Below are 18,607 nucleotides of genomic sequence, written 5' to 3'. Positions count from 1 at the left end.
CGGGCATTAGGCGCCGGTCGGCGAGCATTCGAAGGCCCGCCGCCGCCCCGCCCTTCCGCCTGCATTCCGCCCGGCCGCCGGGCCCCGCCCCCGTCCCTGGAGAGACCCAGCCATGATTTCCGCGAACGCCCTGGAGCTGCGCGCCGGCGCCCGCGTCCTCATCGAGTCCGCGTCCTTCCGGATCGCCCCCGGCGACCGGATCGGCCTGGTCGGCCGCAACGGCGCCGGCAAGACCACCATGACCAAGGTGCTGGCCGGCGAGGGCCTGCCGGCGGGCGGCACGGTCACCCGCACCGGCGAGGTCGGCTACCTGCCGCAGGACCCGCGGACGGGCGACCTCGACGTCCTCGCCAAGGACCGCATCCTCTCCGCCCGCGGCCTGGACACCGTGCTCCGCAAGATGCGCGAGAACGAGGACCGGATGGCGAACGGCCAGGGCGCCACCCGGGAACGCGCGATGAAGAAGTACGCCAACCTGGAGACCGAGTTCCTCACCAAGGGCGGCTACGCGGCCGAGGCCGAGGCGGCGACCATCGCGGCCGCGCTGGGCCTGCCGGACCGCATCCTCAACCAGCCGTTGCACACCCTCTCCGGCGGTCAGCGCCGCCGTGTGGAGCTGGCCCGGATCCTCTTCTCGGACGCCGACATCCTGCTGCTCGACGAGCCGACCAACCACCTCGACGCCGACTCGATCGCCTGGCTGCGGGACTTCCTGAAGACCTACAAGGGCGGCTTCATCGTCATCTCGCACGACGTCGACCTGGTCGAGACGGTCGTCAACAAGGTCTTCTACCTGGACGCCAACCGCGCCGCGATCGACATCTACAACATGGGCTGGAAGCAGTACCAGCAGCAGCGCGAGGACGACGAGAAGCGCCGCAAGCGCGAGCGCGCCAACGCCGAGAAGAAGGCCGCCACCCTCAACGCGCAGGCCGACAAGATGCGCGCCAAGGCGACCAAGACCGTCGCCGCGCAGAACATGGCCCGCCGCGCCGAGAAGCTGCTCTCCGGCCTGGAGCAGGCGCGGGTCTCCGACAAGGTCGCCAAGCTGCGCTTCCCCGACCCGGCGCCGTGCGGCAAGACCCCGATGACCGCCTCCGGTCTGTCGAAGTCCTACGGCTCGCTGGAGATCTTCACCGACGTCGACCTGGCCATCGACCGCGGCTCCAAGGTGGTCGTGCTGGGCCTCAACGGCGCGGGCAAGACCACCCTGCTGCGGATGCTGGCGGGCGTCGAGAAGCCGGACACCGGCGAGGTGATCCCCGGGCACGGCCTGAAGATCGGCTACTACGCCCAGGAGCACGAGACCCTGGACCCGGACCGCACGGTGCTGGAGAACATGCGCTCCTCCGCGCCGGACACCGACCTGGTGCAGATCCGCAAGATCCTCGGCTCCTTCCTGTTCTCCGGCGACGACGTCGACAAGCCGGCCGGCGTGCTCTCCGGCGGTGAGAAGACCCGGCTCGCGCTGGCCACCCTGGTCGTCTCCAGCGCCAACGTGCTGCTGCTCGACGAGCCCACCAACAACCTGGACCCGGCCAGCCGTGAGGAGATCCTCGGCGCGCTGCGCTCCTTCACCGGTGCGGTCGTGCTGGTCACCCACGACGAGGGCGCGGTCGACGCGCTCCAGCCGGAGCGGATCATCCTGCTGCCGGACGGCGTCGAGGACCTCTGGAGCCCGGCGTACGCGGACCTCGTCTCGCTCGCCTGAGAGCAGGCCCGAGTGCCGGCCCGAATACCGCCCGAGTGCCGACTCCCGGCGCCGAGTAGACACCGGATCAGCCGATCATCGTAGAAATCCCGGTCCGACGAAGATCGCGGGAATGCGTCTTCCGGTGAATGCGTTGACGACGGCCCCGCTGCGATTCCGCGGCGGGGTCGTCCGTTCTGATCAGCCGATTCTCGCCCGGCGGCCGACGCCCGCGGGGGCGCGTGCACCCAGGGTGAGCGCCCTTGTGCACTGCGGGTACCACCGGCAGACTGCGCTTTCCCGGGACAGACCTTGTCGAATGGGTGGCCAGGAGACTGGCTATGGGTGATCATGGGAATCTGACCGAGCACAGCTACGAGGAGGCACGGGTGGCCGAGACTCTGAAAAAGGGCAGCCGGGTAACAGGTGCCGCGCGTGAGAAGCTCGCGGCCGATCTCAAGAAGAAGTACGACTCCGGGGCGAGCATTCGTGCGCTCGCGGAGGAGACGGGTCGCTCCTACGGCTTCGTGCACCGCATGCTCAGCGAGTCCGGGGTGAATCTCCGGGGCCGCGGCGGTGCGACGCGCGGCAAGAGCAAGGTGACTGCTGCAGCGGGTTCCTGACGGTTCATCAGACAAGACGGTTCCGTGCCGGACGGTCGGGGAGTGCCCCCGGTCCGGTCGCGGACGAGGAGTGATCCGGTGGTGGAGCAGCCGAGCCGGATCGGTCCCCGTGCGGTTGCCGGCGGCGCCCGAGGCGCGGCCGGCACGTGCGGACGGAGCGGCGGCCGGGTCTCCCGGGCCGCCGTTCGTCGTTTCCGGCGCGGCCCTGTTCGGTCGCCCCGGCTTTTGTTACTCTCCAGTAGCTCTACTGTCCCCCGCTGGAGGTAACCCCCCATGACCGCTCCCGCCGTCGGTACCGACCCCCAGGACTGGGCGCAGGTCGGCGTCCGCCTCGACGTCGAGGGCGAACTGGCGCTGGTCACGCTCTGCAACCCCGCGCGCCGCAACGCGCAGAGCCCGGCGATGTGGCGGGCGCTCGCCTCGGTCGGCCGCACCCTGCCCGGCACCGTCCGCGTGGTGGTGCTCCGCGCCGAGGGCGTCTCCTTCTCGGCCGGCCTCGACCGTCAGATGTTCACCCCGGAGGGCATCCCCGGCGAGCACTCCTTCCTCAAGCTCGCCGCCGGCAGCGACGAGGAGACGAGCGCCGCCATCGCCGAGTACCAGGAGGCCTTCACCTGGTGGCGCCGCCCGGACGTGGTCACCGTCGCCGCCGTCCAGGGCCACGCGGTCGGCGCCGGCTTCCAGCTGGCGCTCGGCTGCGACCTGCGGGTGGTCGCCGAGGACGTCCAGTTCTCCATGAAGGAGACCTCGCTCGGCCTCGTCCCGGACCTCGGCGGCACCAAGCCGCTCACCGACCTCGTCGGGTACGGCCGGGCGCTGGAGATCTGTGCGACCGGCCGCTGGGTCGGCGCCGAGGAGTCCGTGGCGATCGGCCTGGCCAACCTGGCCGTCCCGGCGGAGCAGCTGGAGGGCGCCGCCCGCGACCTTGCCGCCGCACTGCTCGCCGCGCCGCGCAACGCCGTCATCGAGACCAAGGCCCTGCTGCAGGGCGCCGGCGGCCGCTCGTACGACGAGCAGCGCAGCGCCGAGCGGGCCGCCCAGCACCGCCGGATGCGGGACCTCGCCGGCATCGGCGACTGACCGCAGCCGCCCCGCGGGCCCGGACCGCCACCCGGCGGTCCGGGCCCTCGGCGTTCCCCGGTCGGCGCCCGCTGCCCGGGCCGTCCCGTTCCGCTCCCGACGCGCGGCCCGTGCGGCGAAATGTCAGAGTTGGGCTGATTTGCGATATAGCTGGAGACGACACAGGAGACCCCGCCATGCCGCAGACCCCCACCCCCGCCGACCTGCAGAAGGGCCACACCGGGCCCGAGGAGACCACGCTCGCGTCCGAGCGCGGCCGCACCGCGCTCGCCGTCGGCGTGATCGAGAAGATCGCCGGGATGGCCGCCCGGGAGATCTCCGGGATCCATGCCCTCGGCTCCGGCTTCACCCGGACCTTCGGTGCCGTCCGCGACCGCGTCCCGGGCTCGAAGTCCGGCGCGGGCCGCGGCGTCAAGGCCGAGGTCGGCGAGAAGCAGGCCGCCATCGACATCGCCCTGGTCGTCGAGTACGGGGTGGTGATCCCGCTGCTGGCGGCCGAGGTCCGGGCGAACGTCATCGACGCCGTCGAGCGGATGACCGGCCTGGAGGTCGTCGAGGTCAACATCGCCGTCAACGACGTGCACCTGCCGGACGAGCCGGACGAGGAGGAGCCGGAGCCGGTCGGCCGCGTCCAGTAACACCCGCGGAGCACCACCCCAGCAGCACGCAGCACCGGGCAGCACCGTCTGCCGCCGGACACGAGGAGGAGCGGATGAACCTGGCGCTGGTCGGCCTGGTGGCCGGAATGGCCCTGGGCTTCGCCGGGTACTTCGGCGGTTTCGCCGCCTTCCTGCTGGTCGCCGTCCTCGGGGCGGTCGGCTTCGTCCTCGGGCGGCTGCTGGAGGGCGACATCGACCTCGGCGACCTGGGCGACCTCATCCGCGGCCGGGAGCGCCGGCGGTGACCGCCGCCGCAGCGATCCCCCCGGCCCGCCGCGGACGGCTCAAGGTCGCCGACCGGGTCTACGCCCGGCTCGCCGAACAGGCCGTCCGGCAGGCCCTCGCCGAGATCTGGGCGGCCCGCACGGCCCGCGGCAAACCGCCGCGGGCCACCGTGCTGGTGGTCGGCGGCAAGGCCAGGGTCACCCTCCACCTCGACCTGCCCTACCCGGCCGACCTCGCCGGCCTCTCCCACCTCTGCCGGGACGCCGCCGCCGGCCGGGTCGCCGAACTCACCGGCACCCCCGTCACCGAGGTCGCGCTGCTGGTCGAGCGCCTCGTCCCGGAGACGACCCGGTGAGCGCACCGCCGACCCCGCCCCGGCCGGAGGAATCCGAACCGGACAGGCCCGCGCCGTACGCCGCCGAGCCGACCGCGATCGCCCCGGAACAGCTCATCGGCGCCGGTGTCGCGCTGCCCGAACGCATCGGCCTGGAAGCCGAGTTGGCGCACCCCGAGGCCGAACCCGGCGGCGGCCCCGAGGAGTGGGGCCCGACCGTCCCGTACGAGCGCCCGCACCGGCCGCGGTCGGCGCGGACGGCCGCCACCGCGCTGGTCGTGACCTGCCTGCTGGTGCTCGGCGGGGCCGCGCTGTACGACGCGATCTCCGAGGGCACCGGACACGCCGCCCGGCAGTGGCGGGCCGACCTCGCGCAGGAGACCGCGACCCGCCACCTCGACGACCCCTGGGTGCTCGGCATCGCCGGCGGCGCCGTGGCGGTCGGTCTGCTGCTCTGCTGGCTGGCCTTCGCCCCCGGGCTGCGCCGCTGGCTCCCGCTGCTCCGACCGGGCGCCGCGATCGACCGCGCCGGGGTGGCCGCGCTGCTCTCCGCCCGGGCCACCGGGATCGAGGGCGTCGAGCGGTGCACGGTGAAGGCGCGCCGCCACCGGGCCGTCGCCACCGTCACCGGCAGCGCCGAACCGATCGCCGTGGAACGGGAGTTGAACGAGGAGCTGGCCGCGGTGCCGCTGCTCGGCCCGTACCGGCTGGACCTGCGGATCCAGCCCGTCCGCCCGGCCCGGCCGGACGACCGGCGGCACGGCCACCGCCGGCTCGCCCAGGAGGCACCCCGATGAGCATGTCCGCGGTGAACCGGACGATCCTCGCGGTCATCGGGATCGCCCTGCTGCTCGGCGGCCTGCTGGTGCTGGCCGGCGGACTCGACCTGTACGGCAGGCTGAACGCCACGATGCCGGACGGCTGGCCGTTCACCTCGCCGCACCAGCCGGTGCTCAGCGCCGCCACCCGCGCCGACTGGTCCGACCAGGCCTGGTTCTGGCCGGTGGTCATCGCCGTCCCGGCCGTGGTGGTCGTCGGCGCCCTCGGCTGGCTCTACGCCCAACTGCACCGGGCCGGCTCCAGCACCGTCACCGTGCCCGTCCCCGGCGGGGAGGGTGTGGCGCTGCGGATGCGCAAGCGCGCCCTGCAGGACGCGGTGGAGACCGAGGTGATCGACCTGCCGCGGGTCGACAAGGTGACCGTCCGGGCGAGCGGCGCCTCGCACCGGCTGCTGCTGCGGTCCACCGTGCGGCTGGAGCCGGGCGCCGACACCGCCCGCCTGGTGCGGACCCTCGACGACGGGCCGTTGGAGAACGCCCGCACGAGCCTCGGACTCGCCGAACTCCCGTGCCGCCTCAGGCTCACGGCGTCGGTCCGGCGCCGCAGCGCCGGACCGAAGGCCCGCCGGGTGGTCTGAACACCCGTACCGGCGAGCCGACGTGAGCGTCCGTCAGAGTCCGCGCAGGGCACCGCCGTCGACCGGCACCATCACGCCCGTCAGATAGGAGGCGGCCGGGGAGAGCAGGAAGGCCGCGACCTTGCCGAACTCCTCCGGGGTGCCGTAGCGGCCGAGCGGGATCGCCGCGCTCGCCCGCGCGCGGGCCGCCGACGCGTCGCCGCTCAGGGCGTCCAGCTCGCGCACCCGGTCGGTGTCGATCCGGGCCGGCATCAGGCCGACGACCCGGATGCCGCGCGGGCCGAGCTCGTCGGCCAGCGACTTCGCGGCCATCGCCAGACCGGGCCGGAGCCCGTTGGAGATGCCGAGGCCGGAGATCGGCTCACGGACGGAACCGGACAGCACGAAGCCGATCACGCCGCCCTCCGCCAGCTCCGCCGCAGCCGTCCGGGCGATCCGCAGCGCACCGAGGAAGACCGACTCGAAGGCGCCCCGCCAGGCCTCGTCCTCCGCCCGGAGCACCGGGCCGGCGGTCGGCCCGCCGACGCTGATCAGCACGCCGTCGAAACGGCCGAAGCGCTCGCGCGCGGCCTCGACCAGGAGGCCCGCGGTGGCGGGATCCCCGTTGTCGGCGACCACGCCGTGCGCGTGCTCCGGCCCGCCCAGCTCCTTCACGGCCGCGGCCACCGATTCCTCGTGCCGGCCGCTGACCACCACCCGGGCGCCGTCGGCGACCAGTTCACGCGCGGAGGCCAGGCCCAGGCCGCGGGTGGCACCGGTCAGTACGTACACCTTCTGCTGAAGTCCGAGATCCATGCACCCATCCTCCCCGGTCCGGGCCCGGGGCGTCGATCGGGTCTCCCCCCGCGGCGCCGGGTTGACGCGGGGGGAGAACTTAGGGAAACCTAACCTCGCTTTCGCCCTCCCCCCCCCCACCCCCACGGAGCACCACCATGCCTGAGTCCGACGAGCTCGCCCCGCTGTCCGGGACAGTCGCCCGTTGCCTCCTGGTGTCGGTCGGGCTCTGCGTGCTCTGGGCGGGCAGCGCCTGGACGGCCGGCCACGTGCGGACCGACGCCTCGCTGCACACCGTCGCCCTCTTCGTGCACCTGGTGGCGCTGGTCGTCGGCTTCGGCGCCGTGCTCGCCGTGGACTACATGGGCGCCCTGTGGCTGCTCGGCCGCCGCACCCTCGCCCAGGCCGTGGAGTCCACCGGCCCGCTGCACGTACCCGTCTGGGCCGGTCTGGCCGGCCTCACCGCCAGCGGCATCCTGCTGGAGCCGCAGCTCGACTCCCCGCTGACCCGGGTCAAGCTGCTCCTGGTGCTGCTGATCGCACTGAACGGGGTGCACGCCACGGCCCTGACCAAGCGACTGGAGGCCGCGGGCCCGGGTCGCCCCAAGCGGCGGCTGCTGGTGCGCGGCGCCCTCTCCGCCCTGGTCTCCCAGCTCGGCTGGTGGGGCGCCCTCGCCATCGGCTTCTGGAACACCCGGCACTGACGCACGAGGGCAGGTGCACCTGCCCGAAGGCAGCCCCCCGGCGCCCCTGGTGTGCTGTCCCGCGCCCCCGGTGGTCTACGCGGGGGCGAGCTCCCCGGCCGAGGCCGCCGCGGCGGCCTCCTCGGCGCGTTCCTTGGCCTCGCGGCGGGCCAGGATCACCAGGCCGACCGGGAGCAGGCCGGCGAACAGCCACCACTGCACGGCGTACGCCATGTGCGGGCCGATGTCCGAGTGGTTCGGCTCGGCCAGCAGCACCGGGGAGCTGCCGACGGCCGGGGTGGCGGAGGCCAGCTCCAGGTAGCCGCCGAGCACCGTGGCGCCGGTGGCCTTGGCCTGCTGCCCGCTGTTGATCAGCTTGTACTGGCGCTCCGGCAGGCCGCCGCGGTCGCGGATGCCGCTGCTGGCGGTGGTCTCGTCGGCCCGCAGCCGGCCGGTCACGGTCACCGGCCCGGCCGGCGGCGCCGGCACCGCGGGGTAGCTGGCGGCGTCCGTGCCGGAGTCCACCCAGCCCCGGTTGACCAGCACCGAGCCGCGGCCGTCGGCGAGCTTCAGCGGCGTGACGACGAAGTACCCGATGCTGCTGCCGTCCGGTTCGGTGCGCCCGCGGATCACGAACTCGTGCGCGGTGTCGTAGGTGCCGGTGGCCGTCACGGTGCGCCAGGTCAGGTCGCCGGGCACGGCGAAGCCGGGGGAGGACAGCGAGTCGAAGGCGACCGGCGCCGCCTTCAGGCTGCGGCCGATCAGCTCGTTGCGGGCGACCCGGGCCTCGTGCCGGTGCAGCTGCCAGAACCCCAGACGGATCATCACGGGGATCAGCAGCAGCACGGTCAGCGCGATGACCGCCCAGCGCCGGGACAGCAGAAATCGGTACACACCCGGCACGCTACGCCCTACTGATCCGCGGGCCGGACACCGGGGTGGGGTGCGACCTCCCGCAGCAGCTGGAGGAAGGCGTCCTCGCCGACCACCGGCGTGCCGTGCTCGCGGGCCTTGCGGGCCTTGCCGCTCCAGCTGCCCGGCTCGTTGGTGACGAGCAGGCTGGTGAGCCGGCTCACCGAGGTCGCGATGTGCAGGCCGGCCTCGATCGCGCGGTCCTCCAGCAGTTCCCGCTCGGTGGCGGTGTCGCCGGTGATCGCCACCCGCATGCCCTGGACCAGCGGGGAGCCGTCCTGCCAGCGGCCCGGGTTCGGGTACGGGCAGGCCGGGCGCTTGCGGCTCGGGCGGTAGGACGACGACCAGGACGTGCCGCGGGCCGGCGCGGGGGAGTCCTCGCCGAGGTCGGTGACGGCCACGCAGGCGGTCAGCGGCAGCGGCACCCCGAACTCCCGGGCCAGCTGCAGGCTGGGCCGGAACGCCTCGGCGAGCACCCGGGCGTCGTCCAGCGCGTTGTGCGCCTGCCGCTGCTGCACCCCGAAGTGCGCGACGAGCGAGGACAGCTTGCCGTTGGGCAGCGGCAGGCCCAGGTCGCGGGAGAGCACCATGGTGCACAGCCGCTGCTCCACCGGGACGTGCAGCCCGGCCCGGGCGAACTCGCGGGCGATCATGTTCCAGTCGAAGAGCGCGTTGTGCGCGACCATGATCCGCCCGCGCAGCCGCTCGGCCAGCTCCTCGGCGATCTCGGGGAAGGTCGGCGCGTCGGCCAGCATCTCGGCGGTCAGGCCGTGGATCCACACCGGCCCGGGGTCGCGCTCCGGGTTGACCAGCGTGTACCAGTGCCCCGTCACCTCGCCCTGCGCGTCCAGCTGGTAGACGCCCGCCGAGACGACCCGGTCGGTGCGGCCGAGCCCGGTGGTCTCGACGTCGACGACGGCGAAGCCGGTGCCGGCCTCGGCGGCGGGGCGGGGCGCCGGGAGGGCCGCGGGGGCCGCCAGGCCGTCCCACGGGGACTGGATCGCATGCATGGTGCACCACTCTAAGGCCGACCGGCGTCAGGGCCGGGCCGATCGGCGGCGGGCGGTGGCCCGGGGCCGCCCGGAATAGAGTGGTCGTCGGAGCGGTCGTACATCCTCGCGACCCTCTCCGGTCGTCAGCACCCCGACGTACCACCCCCCACCCGTAAGGAAGCTCCATGCGCGCCACCGTGATCCACGGACCCAACGACATCCGGATCGAGGAGGTGCCGGACCCGGTCGTGCAGCGGCCGACCGACGCCGTGGTGCGGGTGGTGAACGCCTGCATCTGCGGCAGCGACCTGTGGGCGTACCGGGGTGTGGCGTCCCGGGTGGCCGGCCAGCGGATCGGCCACGAGTTCCTCGGCATCGTCGAGGAGGTCGGTTCCGACGTGACCGGATTCACGCGCGGCGACTTCGTCGTCGCCCCGTTCGTCTGGTCCGACGGCACCTGCGACCACTGCCGCGAGGGCCTGCACACCTCCTGCCCGCAGGGCGGCTTCTGGGGCGAGGTCGGCTCCGACGGCGGCCAGGGCGAGGCCGTCCGCGTCCCGTTCGCCGACGGCACCCTGGTCAAGCTGCCGAAGGAGGCGGCCGGCGAGGAGAAGCTGCTGCCGGGCCTACTCGCCCTCTCCGACGTGATGAGCACCGGCCACCACGCCGCGGTCGCCGCGAACGTCCGGCCGGGCGCGACCGTCGCCGTGGTCGGCGACGGCGCCGTCGGCCTGTGCGGCGTGCTCGCCGCGCACCGCCTCGGCGCCGGCCGGATCATCGCGTTGGGCCGGCACGAGCAGCGCACCGCGATCGCCCGCAGCTTCGGCGCCACCGACGTCGTCGCCGAGCGCGGCGAGGCCGCGATCGAGGCGGTCAAGGAGCTGACCGGCGGTCAGGGTGCGCACGCGGTGCTGGAGGCCGTCGGCACCGAGGAGTCGATGCGCACCGCGATCTCGATCGCCCGGGACGGCGGCGCGGTCGGCTACGTCGGCGTGCCGCACGGCGGCAGCGCCGGTGTGGACATCGCCCAGATGTTCGGCCGCAACGTGACGCTGGCCGGCGGTGTCGCCCCGGCCCGCGCGTACATCCCCGAGCTGCTGCCGGACGTGCTGTCCGGCGCGATCGACCCCGGCCTGGTCTTCGACCGCACCGTCGGCCTCGACGGGGTGCCGGACGGCTACCGCGCCATGCACGACCGCGAGGCGCTGAAGGTCCGCATCACCTTCTGACCCGCAGTCACACCCTCTGCGCCCCCGGGGCGGTGCCGCACGCGCGGCACCGCCCCGGGCGGTTTGCGCGGACGGTTTTCGGCCAGATCGGGGACAGCCCGCGGCCGATCGTGCGCGGACGCTGTCGCGGGCCGCGCGGGTGGATCTAGCATGCAGCCGCACCGTGCCTGTGATGCCCCTCACACCCCAGTGATCCACCCGCGCACCCGCCGACGTCAGGAGACACCGCGTGGACACTCCGCCGGCCGCCGAGGCCGCCGCCGCAGACGTGCAACGGATCGAGGAGGGCGAGGAGTTCCGCGGCCTCAGGTCCGCCTTCCGGAGCTTCGCCTTCCCGGTCACCATCGGCTTCATCCTCTGGTACCTGCTGTACGTGCTGCTGTCGAGCTACGCCCCGGCGTTCATGGCGACCAAGGTCGTCGGCCACGTCAACACCGCCCTGGTGCTCGGCCTGCTGCAGTTCGCCTCCACCTTCGCCATCGCCGCCTGGTACGCCCGCTACGCGGACCGCCGCCTCGACCCGCCCGCCGAGGCGATCCGCGAGAGCCACGCGCCCGCCGCCGTCCACGCCCCCCGGGAGGCCGCCGAATGATCCAGCTGGCCAGCGCCGCGAGCGACCACCGCGGCCTCACCATGACCCTGTTCGGCCTGTTCGTGGCCGCCACCCTCGGCATCACGATCTGGGCCGGCCGGCAGACCAAGGACGCCGCCGACTTCTACGCCGGCGGCCGTGGCTTCACCGGCTTCCAGAACGGCCTCGCCATCTCCGGCGACTACATGTCCGCCGCGTCCTTCCTCGGCATCGCCGGCGCCATCGCGCTCTTCGGCTACGACGGCTTCCTCTACTCGATCGGCTTCCTGGTGGCCTGGCTGGTCGCCCTGCTGCTGGTCGCCGAACCGCTGCGCAACTCCGGCCGCTACACCATGGCCGACGTGCTGGCCTTCCGGATGCGGCAGCGCCCGGTGCGCACCGCCGCCGGCGTCTCCACCATCGTGGTGTCGATCTTCTACCTGCTGGCCCAGATGGTCGGCGCCGGCTCGCTGGTCGCCCTGCTGCTCGGGGTCAGCGGCGAGGGCGCCAAGCGCTGGACGATCGTCGCGGTCGGCGCCCTGATGGTGATCTACGTCGCGATCGGCGGCATGAAGGGCACCACCTGGGTGCAGATCGTCAAGGCGGTGCTGCTGATCGCCGGCACCGCGCTGATGACCGTCCTGGTGCTCGCCAAGTACCACTTCAACCTCTCCAGCCTGCTCGGCGCCGCCTCCGAGGCCAGCGGCAAGGGCGCCGCCTTCCTCGAACCCGGCCTGAAGTACGGCACCACCGGCACCACCAAGCTGGACTTCCTCAGCCTCGGCCTCGCCCTGGTGCTGGGCACCGCCGGCCTGCCGCACATCCTGGTGCGCTTCTACACCGTGCCCACCGCGAAGGCCGCCCGGAAGTCCGTGCTCTGGGCGATCGGCATCATCGGCGGCTTCTACCTGATGACCCTGGCCCTCGGCTTCGGCGCGGCCGCCCTGGTCGGCCCGAAGGCCATCAAGGCGTCCAACGCGGCCGGCAACACCGCCGCCCCGCTGCTCGCCCAGGAACTCGGCGGCGGCGCCGGCTCCACCGGCGGCGCCATCCTGCTGGCGGTGATCTCGGCGGTCGCCTTCGCCACCATCCTCGCCGTGGTCGCCGGACTCACCCTGGCCTCCTCGGCCTCCTTCGCCCACGACCTGTGGGCCAACGTGATCCGCCGCGGCAAGGCCTCGGAGAAGGAGGAGGTCCGCTCGGCGAAGCTGGCCGCGGTGGCGATCGGCGCGATCGCCATCCTGCTGTCGATCTTCGCGGACAAGCTGAACGCCGCCGCCCTGGTCGCCCTGGCCTTCGCGGTCGCGGCCTCCGCCAACCTGCCGACCCTGCTCTACTCGCTCTTCTGGAAGCGGTTCAACACCACCGGCGCCGTCAGCTCGGTCTACGCGGGCCTGATCACCTCGGTCACCCTGGTGATCTTCTCCACGGTGGTCTCCGGCGGCAAGAACTCGCTCTTCCCGCACAGCGACTTCCACTGGTTCCCGCTGGAGAACCCCGGCCTGGTCTCCATCCCGGTCGGCTTCCTGGCCGGCTGGATCGGCACCCTGCTCTCCAAGGAGACCGCCGACCCGGCGAAGTACGCTGAACTGGAGGTCCGCTCGCTCACCGGGCTCGGCGCCCACTGACCGGAGCCCACTGACCGGACGTACCCCGGACGGGTACCGCCCCGGTCGATAAGCTGGCCCGGCCCGCCCGCAACGGCGGCCGGGCCCGCGGGTTTTGAGCCCACGCACTCAGGAAGGGGGCCGCGATGCTGCTCGACACCTTCGGCCGGCAGGCCGTGGATCTGCGCGTGTCCCTCACCGACCGCTGCAACCTGCGGTGCACCTACTGCATGCCCGAGGAGGGCCTGCAGTGGCTGGCCAAGCCGTCCCTGCTCACCGACGAGGAGATCGTCCGGCTGGTCGGCATCGCGGTGCGCGACCTCGGCGTCCGCGAGGTCCGCTTCACCGGCGGCGAGCCGCTGCTGCGGCCCGGCCTGGTCGGCATCGTCGCCGCCTGCGCCGAACTGGAGCCCCGGCCCGAGCTCTCCCTCACCACCAACGGCATCGGCCTCGCCCGCACCGCAGCCGCCCTCAAGCAGGCCGGACTGGACCGGGTGAACGTCTCGCTCGACACCCTCGACGAGGACACCTTCCACACCCTCACCCGGCGCCGCCGCCACCACGACGTGCTCGACGGCCTGGCCGCCGCCGAGGCCGCCGGGCTCAGCCCGGTCAAGCTCAACGCCGTCCTGATGCGCGGCGTCAACGACCACGAGGCCGCCGACCTGCTCTCCTGGTGCATCGAGCACGGCTACGAACTGCGGTTCATCGAGCAGATGCCGCTCGACGCCCAGCACGGCTGGGACCGCTCGCAGATGGTCACGGCCGAGGAGATCCTCGCCCTGCTGCAGGACCGCTTCGACCTCACCCCGGAGCCGAGTGCGGCCCGCGGCGCGGCACCCGCCGAGCGCTGGCTGGTGGACGGCGGCCCCGCGCGGGTCGGCGTGATCGCCTCGGTGACCCGGCCGTTCTGCCGGGCCTGCGACCGCACCCGGCTCACCGCGGACGGGCAGGTCCGCAACTGCCTCTTCGCCACGGACGAGACGGACCTGCGGGAGGCGATGCGGTCGGGCGCCTCGGACGCGGAGATCGGCGAACTCTGGCGGAAGGCCATGTGGGGCAAGAAGGCCGGCGCCGGCATCGACGCCCCCACCTTCCACCAGCCCGACCGCCCGATGTCCGCCATCGGCGGCTGAAGCCGCTCAGGGGCGCGGGTGCCCCCACGCGCCCCTGACCTGGCCACCCGTGTGCCTCGGGCAGGAGCCCGCTACCCCTCGAAGTCCTCGAGGGGGAGGACTTCCTTCAGGAAGCCCCGGACGCCGAGGAACTGCGAGAGGTGCTCGCGGTGGTCGTCGCAGGCCAGCCAGGTCTTCCGGCGGTCGGGGGTGTGCAGCTTGGGGTTGTTCCAGACCAGCACCCACCGGGCGTCCTCGCGGCAGCCCTTCGCCGAGCAGACCGGCGGGCCGTCGGGGCCGGCGGAGGCGTCCGCGGTGCCGAAGAGGCCGAGCGAGGGGGTGTCCATGGTGGGCCGTCCTGGGGGGAGCTGCCGGAGCTGTCACGGCCAGTCTCGCACCCCGGGAAAGCGCTCCCGCACGCGGGCATGACGACGCCGGGCAGCCACGGGGGGAGCCGCCCGGCGTCGGTCTGTCGCTCCGACGGGGGATGCGGAGCGCGTACGCAGTATGTCACGCCACAACCCCCGCGTGGCTAGGCCTTTCATGATTAATCTGAGCCTCTGTTGAGGGTTCTGCCGGGCGAATGCCGACAGAACCGGACGGATCGGTCGACCCGTCCGTACGCGGCTCAGTCGGCGGCGGGGGAGTCCGTGCCGTCCCGGTCGGCGCGCGGGTCCGCGTCGGTGTTCGGGGCGGGGCGTCCGCCGCCGCCCGTCCCGCCGGGGCCGAGCATCAGCGGGGTCTCCGGCGGCACCGCGAAGGTGCTCGGGAGGCCCGGGGCGCGCTCGCGGCCGGCGTTGGCGATCACCACCGCGAAGTACGGCAGCAGCACGCCGCCGGCCAGGGCGATGAACGCCAGGACCCGCTGGACGTCCCAGAGCACGACGGCCAGCAGCACGCAGAGCGTGCGGACCAGCATCGAGATCACGTACCGCCGCTGGCGGCCCCGCACGTCCTCCGTGAGGCCGGTCCGGGCCCCGGTGATCCGGAAGACCTGCCCGTTGCCGGAGCTCTTCGCCATCGCCTACCGCCTTCGTCCGTCACCGCGCCCCCGTGGGTGCAGCCAATTCACGGTACGCCGTGTCGGCCGTCACGGGGGCTCCGGGGCTCAGGCTTTCCGCAGGTACGCGGGCGGGACGGCGTCGGTCAGCCAGACGCCGTTGGCGCTGACCCGGAAGACGTGGCCGTCGCGGGCCATCGCGGCGGCGTCCACCAGCAGGACGACCGGCCGGCCGTGCCGGGAGCCGACCCGGGTGGCCGTCTCGGTGTCGGCGGAGAGGTGCACGTCCCGGCGGGCCATCGGGCGCAGCCCCTCGTGGAAGATCGCGTCCAGGACCCGCCCGGTGGTGCCGTGGTACAGCACCGCGGGCGGGTCGCTGGGCGGCAGGCCGAGGTCGACGTCGACCGTGTGGCCCTGGCTGGCGCGGATGGAGAGGCCGTCCTCGGAGAAGGCGAACCGGCGCTTGTTGTTCGTCTCCACGACGTGGTCCAGCTCGGCCCGGCTGACCGCCCGGCCGTGCCGGGCCAGCGCCGCGAGCAGGGCGTCCACCCCCACCCAGCCGGCCCCGTCCAGGGTGATGCCGACCGAGCCGGGGTCGTGCCGCAGGATGCGGGACAGCCGCTTGGAGACTCTGACCGTCTGCTTCTCGTCCATCGTTCCGGGAACCTCTCCCCCCGTGCCGGGCTCCGCTAGGAGGCCTGGCTGACCGAACTCATGTTGAAGTCGGCCACCCGGACCGGCGGCATCGCCGCCCGGGTGAACCAGTCGCCCCACTCGCGGGGCAGGCAGCGCTCGGTGCGTCCGACCTCGGTGATCCGTCCGAGGATGTCGACCGGCGACTCGTTGAACCGGAAGTTGTTGACCGCGCCGACCACTTCGCCGTCCTCCACCAGGTACACGCCGTCCCGGGTGAGGCCGGTGAGCAGCAGTGTCGCCGGGTCGACCTCGCGGATGTACCAGAGGCAGGTGAGCAGCAGGCCACGCTCGGTGCGGGCGATCATCTCCTCCAGGGTGGGCGCGGACGACTGCTCCGCGGTCTCCAGGACGAGGTTGTCCACCGGCGGGTGCAGCGGCAGGCCGGTCAGGCCGGCCGAGTGCCGGGTGGTGAGCAGGTTGGCCAGCTCGCCGTCGCGGATCCAGTCGGTGGCGGTGAGCGGGTGGCCGTTGTCGAAGACCGAGTCGTTGTCGCCCGAGGAGTGGGTGAGGACGAACGGCGCGGCCTCCAGGCCCGGCTCGGCCGGGTCGGAGCGCAGGGTCAGCGGCAGCGGGCTGAGCCGCTCGCCGACCCGGGTGCCGCCGCCCGCCTTGGAGAAGACGGTGCGGCCCTCGGCGGCGTCACGTCCGCCGGAGGACCAGCTGAGGTAGACCAGCAGGTCGGCGACGGCGGAGGGCGGCAGCAGCGTCTCGTAGCGGCCGGCCGGCAGGTCGATCCGCTTGCGGCCCCAGCCGAGCCGCCGGGTGAGCCCGGTGTGCAGCTCGGTGACGTCGACGTCGGTGAAGTCGCGGGTGGCCGCGCCCGCCCAGGCGGAGCCGGCGAGGTCGGCGGTCTTGGCGTTCAGCTCGACGGTGCCGGTCGGCTGGTCGTGCCGCAGCCGCAGGCCGGTGGAGGTGCCGAGGTAGCTGCTGGTCACCTCGTGCCGGGCGAAGCCGTACAGCAGCTCGCCGTTCTTGCGGGCCCGGGCGAAGGCCTCGCCGAGGGCCGGGGCGAAGGCCGCGAACACCTCGGCGGAGGTCTCGGCGGGCGGTGCGGTGAAGTCGGCCGAGGCCGGGCGGGACGGGATCAGCGGCTGGGCGTCCTCGGCGGGCCCGGCGTCGCGGGCGGCGGCCTCGGCGGCGCGGACCAGCGACTCGACCTCGTCGAGGGTGACGGCCTCGCGGGAGACCACGCCGGACGCGGTGCCCTCGGCGCCGTCCACGGTGGCGATCACGGTGAGCCGGCGGCCGCGGGTGACGCCGTTGGTGGTGAGGCCGTTGCCGGCCCAGCGGAGGTTGGCGGTGGAGTCCTCGTCGGCGATGACGACGCAGCCGTCCGCGCGGGACAGCTCCAGGGCGCGCTCGACCAGCTCGTGGGGCTTGACGGCGTTCATCAGTGACCGGCCTCCTGCTGGGTGTTGAGCACGTTGACGTTGCGGAACAGCGCGGACGGGCAGCCGTGGCTGACCGCCGCGACCTGGCCCGGCTGGGCCTTGCCGCAGTTGAAGGCGCCGCCGAGCACGTACGTCTGCGGGCCGCCGACGGCGCTCATCGAGCCCCAGAAGTCGGTGGTGGTCGCCTGGTAGGCGAAGTCCTTGACCTGCCCGGCGAGGCGGCCGTTCTTGATCGCGTAGGCGCGCTGGCCGGTGAACTGGAAGTTGTAGCGCTGCATGTCGATCGACCAGGAGCGGTCGCCGACGATGTACAGCCCGTTCTCCACCTGGGAGATCAGCCCGTCCGTGGCGGGGCCGCCGGCGGCGGGCTGCAGCGAGACGTTCGCCATCCGCTGCACCGGGACGTGCGCGGGGGAGTCGGCGAAGGCACAGCCGTTGGAACGGCCGAGGCCCTTGAGTCGGGCCATCGCCCGGTCCAGCTGGTAGCCGACCAGGACGCCGTCCTTGACGAGGTCCCAGGACTGCGTGGCGACGCCCTCGTCGTCGTAGCCGGTGGTGGCGAGGCCGTGCTCGGCGGTGCGGTCGCCGGTGACGTGCATCAGCTCGGAGCCGTACTTCAGGGTGCCGAGCTTGTCGAAGGTGGCGAAGGAGGTGCCCGCGTACGCGGCCTCGTAACCGAGGGCGCGGTCCAGCTCGGTGGCGTGGCCGATCGACTCGTGGATGGTCAGCCACAGGTTGGACGGGTCGATCACCAGGTCGTAGCGGCCGGCCTCGACGCTCGGCGCCTTCATCTTCTCGGCCAGCAGACCGGGCAGCTCGGCGAGTTCGGCGTCCCAGTCCCAGCCGGTGCCGCGCAGGTACTCGAAGCCGCGGCCGGCCGGCGGGGCGAGGGTGCGCATCGAGTCGAAGGCGCCGGTGCGCTCGTCGACCGAGGTGGCCTCCAGCGAGGGGTGCAGCCGGATCCGCTGCTGGGTGGTGACGGTGCCCGCGGTGTCCGCGTAGAACTTGTTCTCCTGCACCGTCAGCAGGGCCGCGGACACGTGCGACACGCCCTCGGCGGCCAGCAGGCGGTTGCTCCACTCGGCGAGCAGGGCGGTCTTCTCCGCGTCCGGCACCTCGAAGGGGTTGACGTCGTAGGCGGAGACCCAGACCGCGTCGGCGTGCACCGGCTCGTCGGCGAGCTCCACCACGTCCTCGGAGCCGGCGGCACGGCTGATCCCGCCGGAGAGCCGGGCCACCGCCACCGCCTGCTCGGCGACCCGGGCCGCCGCGTCGGTGGTGAGGTCGACCCCGGCGGCGAAGCCCCAGGCCCCGTCGAACAGGACGCGGACGGCGAAGCCGAGCTGCACCGAGTCCGAGGTGCCCGAGGGGCGGGCGTCGCGCAGCCGCCAGGAAGCGCTGCGGACCCGCTCCAGGCGGAAGTCGGCGTGGCCGGCGCCGAGTTCGCGGGCCCGGCTGAGGGCGGCGTCGGCGAGGGCGTGCAAGGGGTAGCCGAGGAACAGCGGGTCGACGGTGCGGCTTGTGGGCGGCATCGGGCTCCCTGGGTCGGACGGTCGGTGGCGGCGGGCGCCCCCGGGCAGGGGAACCCGCATCGCATCATGGACCGCCG

The 18,607-nt window shown here is 73.6% G+C and carries 21 protein-coding genes; 13 read left to right on the top strand and 8 right to left on the bottom strand.

Translation table 11 applies throughout. The features are described from left to right. The first annotated feature begins 112 nt into the window (after nt 1–112). The 8 genes from abc-f (at nt 113) to ABD353_RS03350 (ending at nt 6,028) form a co-directional block, all read left to right on the top strand. A complete protein-coding gene (gene abc-f / locus ABD353_RS03385; protein WP_344621928.1) occupies nt 113–1,711 on the top strand; it encodes a ribosomal protection-like ABC-F family protein in 1,599 nt (532 codons plus the stop codon). A 368-nt stretch (nt 1,712–2,079) separates the two neighbouring features. Continuing rightward, nucleotides 2,080–2,313, top strand: coding sequence for a helix-turn-helix domain-containing protein (locus ABD353_RS03380; protein ID WP_030266747.1), 234 nt, complete (start codon nt 2,080–2,082; stop codon nt 2,311–2,313). Nucleotides 2,314–2,586: 273 nt separating this feature from the next. Beyond that, complete coding sequence (locus ABD353_RS03375; RefSeq protein ID WP_344621927.1) at nt 2,587–3,393, top strand: enoyl-CoA hydratase/isomerase family protein; 807 nt, start codon at nt 2,587–2,589, stop codon at nt 3,391–3,393. A 176-nt stretch (nt 3,394–3,569) separates the two neighbouring features. Then, nucleotides 3,570–4,031: an Asp23/Gls24 family envelope stress response protein gene (locus ABD353_RS03370; protein WP_344621926.1), complete on the top strand. Its 462-nt coding sequence runs from the start codon at nt 3,570–3,572 to the stop codon at nt 4,029–4,031. Nucleotides 4,032–4,105: 74 nt separating this feature from the next. Next, nucleotides 4,106–4,297, top strand: coding sequence for a hypothetical protein (locus tag ABD353_RS03365; RefSeq protein WP_030266756.1), 192 nt, complete (start codon nt 4,106–4,108; stop codon nt 4,295–4,297). Continuing rightward, nucleotides 4,294–4,632, top strand: coding sequence for a hypothetical protein (locus tag ABD353_RS03360; RefSeq protein WP_344621925.1), 339 nt, complete (start codon nt 4,294–4,296; stop codon nt 4,630–4,632). The genes ABD353_RS03365 and ABD353_RS03360 overlap by 4 nt, the downstream gene beginning before the upstream one ends. Continuing rightward, complete coding sequence (locus tag ABD353_RS03355) at nt 4,629–5,408, top strand: DUF6286 domain-containing protein (RefSeq protein WP_344621924.1); 780 nt, start codon at nt 4,629–4,631, stop codon at nt 5,406–5,408. Before ABD353_RS03360 ends, ABD353_RS03355 begins: the two co-directional genes overlap by 4 nt. Next, nucleotides 5,405–6,028 carry an alkaline shock response membrane anchor protein AmaP gene (locus ABD353_RS03350; protein WP_344621923.1) on the top strand — a complete coding sequence of 208 codons (624 nt, stop codon included), beginning with the start codon at nt 5,405–5,407 and terminating at the stop codon, nt 6,026–6,028. Before ABD353_RS03355 ends, ABD353_RS03350 begins: the two co-directional genes overlap by 4 nt. A 33-nt stretch (nt 6,029–6,061) precedes the next feature. Here ABD353_RS03350 and ABD353_RS03345 read toward each other — a convergent pair whose 3' ends face one another. Then, entirely contained in the window at nt 6,062–6,823 is a 762-nt protein-coding gene (locus ABD353_RS03345; protein ID WP_344621922.1) for an SDR family oxidoreductase, read from the bottom strand. Nucleotides 6,824–6,960: 137 nt separating this feature from the next. Between ABD353_RS03345 and ABD353_RS03340 the strand changes: the two genes are divergently transcribed. Then, complete coding sequence (locus tag ABD353_RS03340) at nt 6,961–7,506, top strand: hypothetical protein (RefSeq protein WP_344621921.1); 546 nt, start codon at nt 6,961–6,963, stop codon at nt 7,504–7,506. A gap of 75 nt (nt 7,507–7,581) precedes the next feature. On the opposite strand, the gene ABD353_RS03335 is transcribed toward ABD353_RS03340, so the two are convergent. Together ABD353_RS03335 and ABD353_RS03330 are read right to left on the bottom strand one after the other, a co-directional pair. After that, complete coding sequence (locus tag ABD353_RS03335) at nt 7,582–8,379, bottom strand: SURF1 family cytochrome oxidase biogenesis protein (RefSeq protein WP_344621920.1); 798 nt, start codon at nt 8,377–8,379, stop codon at nt 7,582–7,584. Nucleotides 8,380–8,396: 17 nt separating this feature from the next. Continuing rightward, complete coding sequence (locus ABD353_RS03330) at nt 8,397–9,407, bottom strand: DEDDh family exonuclease (RefSeq protein WP_344621919.1); 1,011 nt, start codon at nt 9,405–9,407, stop codon at nt 8,397–8,399. A gap of 167 nt (nt 9,408–9,574) precedes the next feature. Here ABD353_RS03330 and ABD353_RS03325 point away from each other — a divergent pair, with 167 nt between their 5' ends. The 4 genes from ABD353_RS03325 (at nt 9,575) to moaA (ending at nt 13,932) form a co-directional block, all read left to right on the top strand. Next, nucleotides 9,575–10,618, top strand: a complete 1,044-nt coding sequence (locus ABD353_RS03325; RefSeq protein WP_344621918.1) for a zinc-dependent alcohol dehydrogenase family protein — start codon at nt 9,575–9,577, stop codon at nt 10,616–10,618. Between the two features lie 229 nt (nt 10,619–10,847). Beyond that, nucleotides 10,848–11,210 (top strand): DUF485 domain-containing protein, encoded by a 363-nt coding sequence (locus ABD353_RS03320; RefSeq protein ID WP_344621917.1) that lies wholly within the window; start codon nt 10,848–10,850, stop codon nt 11,208–11,210. Then, complete coding sequence (locus ABD353_RS03315) at nt 11,207–12,817, top strand: solute symporter family protein (RefSeq protein ID WP_344621916.1); 1,611 nt, start codon at nt 11,207–11,209, stop codon at nt 12,815–12,817. Before ABD353_RS03320 ends, ABD353_RS03315 begins: the two co-directional genes overlap by 4 nt. A 125-nt stretch (nt 12,818–12,942) precedes the next feature. Beyond that, nucleotides 12,943–13,932, top strand: coding sequence for a GTP 3',8-cyclase MoaA (gene moaA / locus ABD353_RS03310; protein ID WP_344621915.1), 990 nt, complete (start codon nt 12,943–12,945; stop codon nt 13,930–13,932). A 71-nt stretch (nt 13,933–14,003) separates the two neighbouring features. On the opposite strand, the gene ABD353_RS03305 is transcribed toward moaA, so the two are convergent. The 5 genes from ABD353_RS03305 to ABD353_RS03285 all read right to left on the bottom strand — a co-directional run bounded on the left by ABD353_RS03305 (nt 14,004) and on the right by ABD353_RS03285 (nt 18,530). Beyond that, a complete protein-coding gene (locus ABD353_RS03305) occupies nt 14,004–14,258 on the bottom strand; it encodes a hypothetical protein (protein ID WP_344621914.1) in 255 nt (84 codons plus the stop codon). A gap of 281 nt (nt 14,259–14,539) precedes the next feature. Further along, nucleotides 14,540–14,932, bottom strand: coding sequence for a DUF3099 domain-containing protein (locus ABD353_RS03300; protein ID WP_344621913.1), 393 nt, complete (start codon nt 14,930–14,932; stop codon nt 14,540–14,542). An 87-nt stretch (nt 14,933–15,019) separates the two neighbouring features. Next, the gene (locus tag ABD353_RS03295; protein ID WP_344621912.1) at nt 15,020–15,565 is read right to left on the bottom strand and encodes an RNA 2'-phosphotransferase; all 546 of its coding nucleotides are present in this window, start codon (nt 15,563–15,565) and stop codon (nt 15,020–15,022) included. Nucleotides 15,566–15,600: 35 nt separating this feature from the next. Next, on the bottom strand, nt 15,601–16,998 hold the full coding sequence (locus ABD353_RS03290) for a metallopeptidase TldD-related protein (protein ID WP_344621911.1): 1,398 nt from the start codon (nt 16,996–16,998) through the stop codon (nt 15,601–15,603). Beyond that, nucleotides 16,998–18,530: a TldD/PmbA family protein gene (locus ABD353_RS03285; protein WP_344621910.1), complete on the bottom strand. Its 1,533-nt coding sequence runs from the start codon at nt 18,528–18,530 to the stop codon at nt 16,998–17,000. Before ABD353_RS03285 ends, ABD353_RS03290 begins: the two co-directional genes overlap by 1 nt. Between the last annotated feature and the right edge of the window lie 77 nt (nt 18,531–18,607).

It is taken from the genome of Kitasatospora arboriphila (assembly GCF_039528095.1).
Taxonomy (GTDB): Bacteria; Actinomycetota; Actinomycetes; order Streptomycetales; family Streptomycetaceae; genus Kitasatospora; species Kitasatospora arboriphila.
This window is presented reverse-complemented; position numbering and strand designations above follow the sequence as displayed.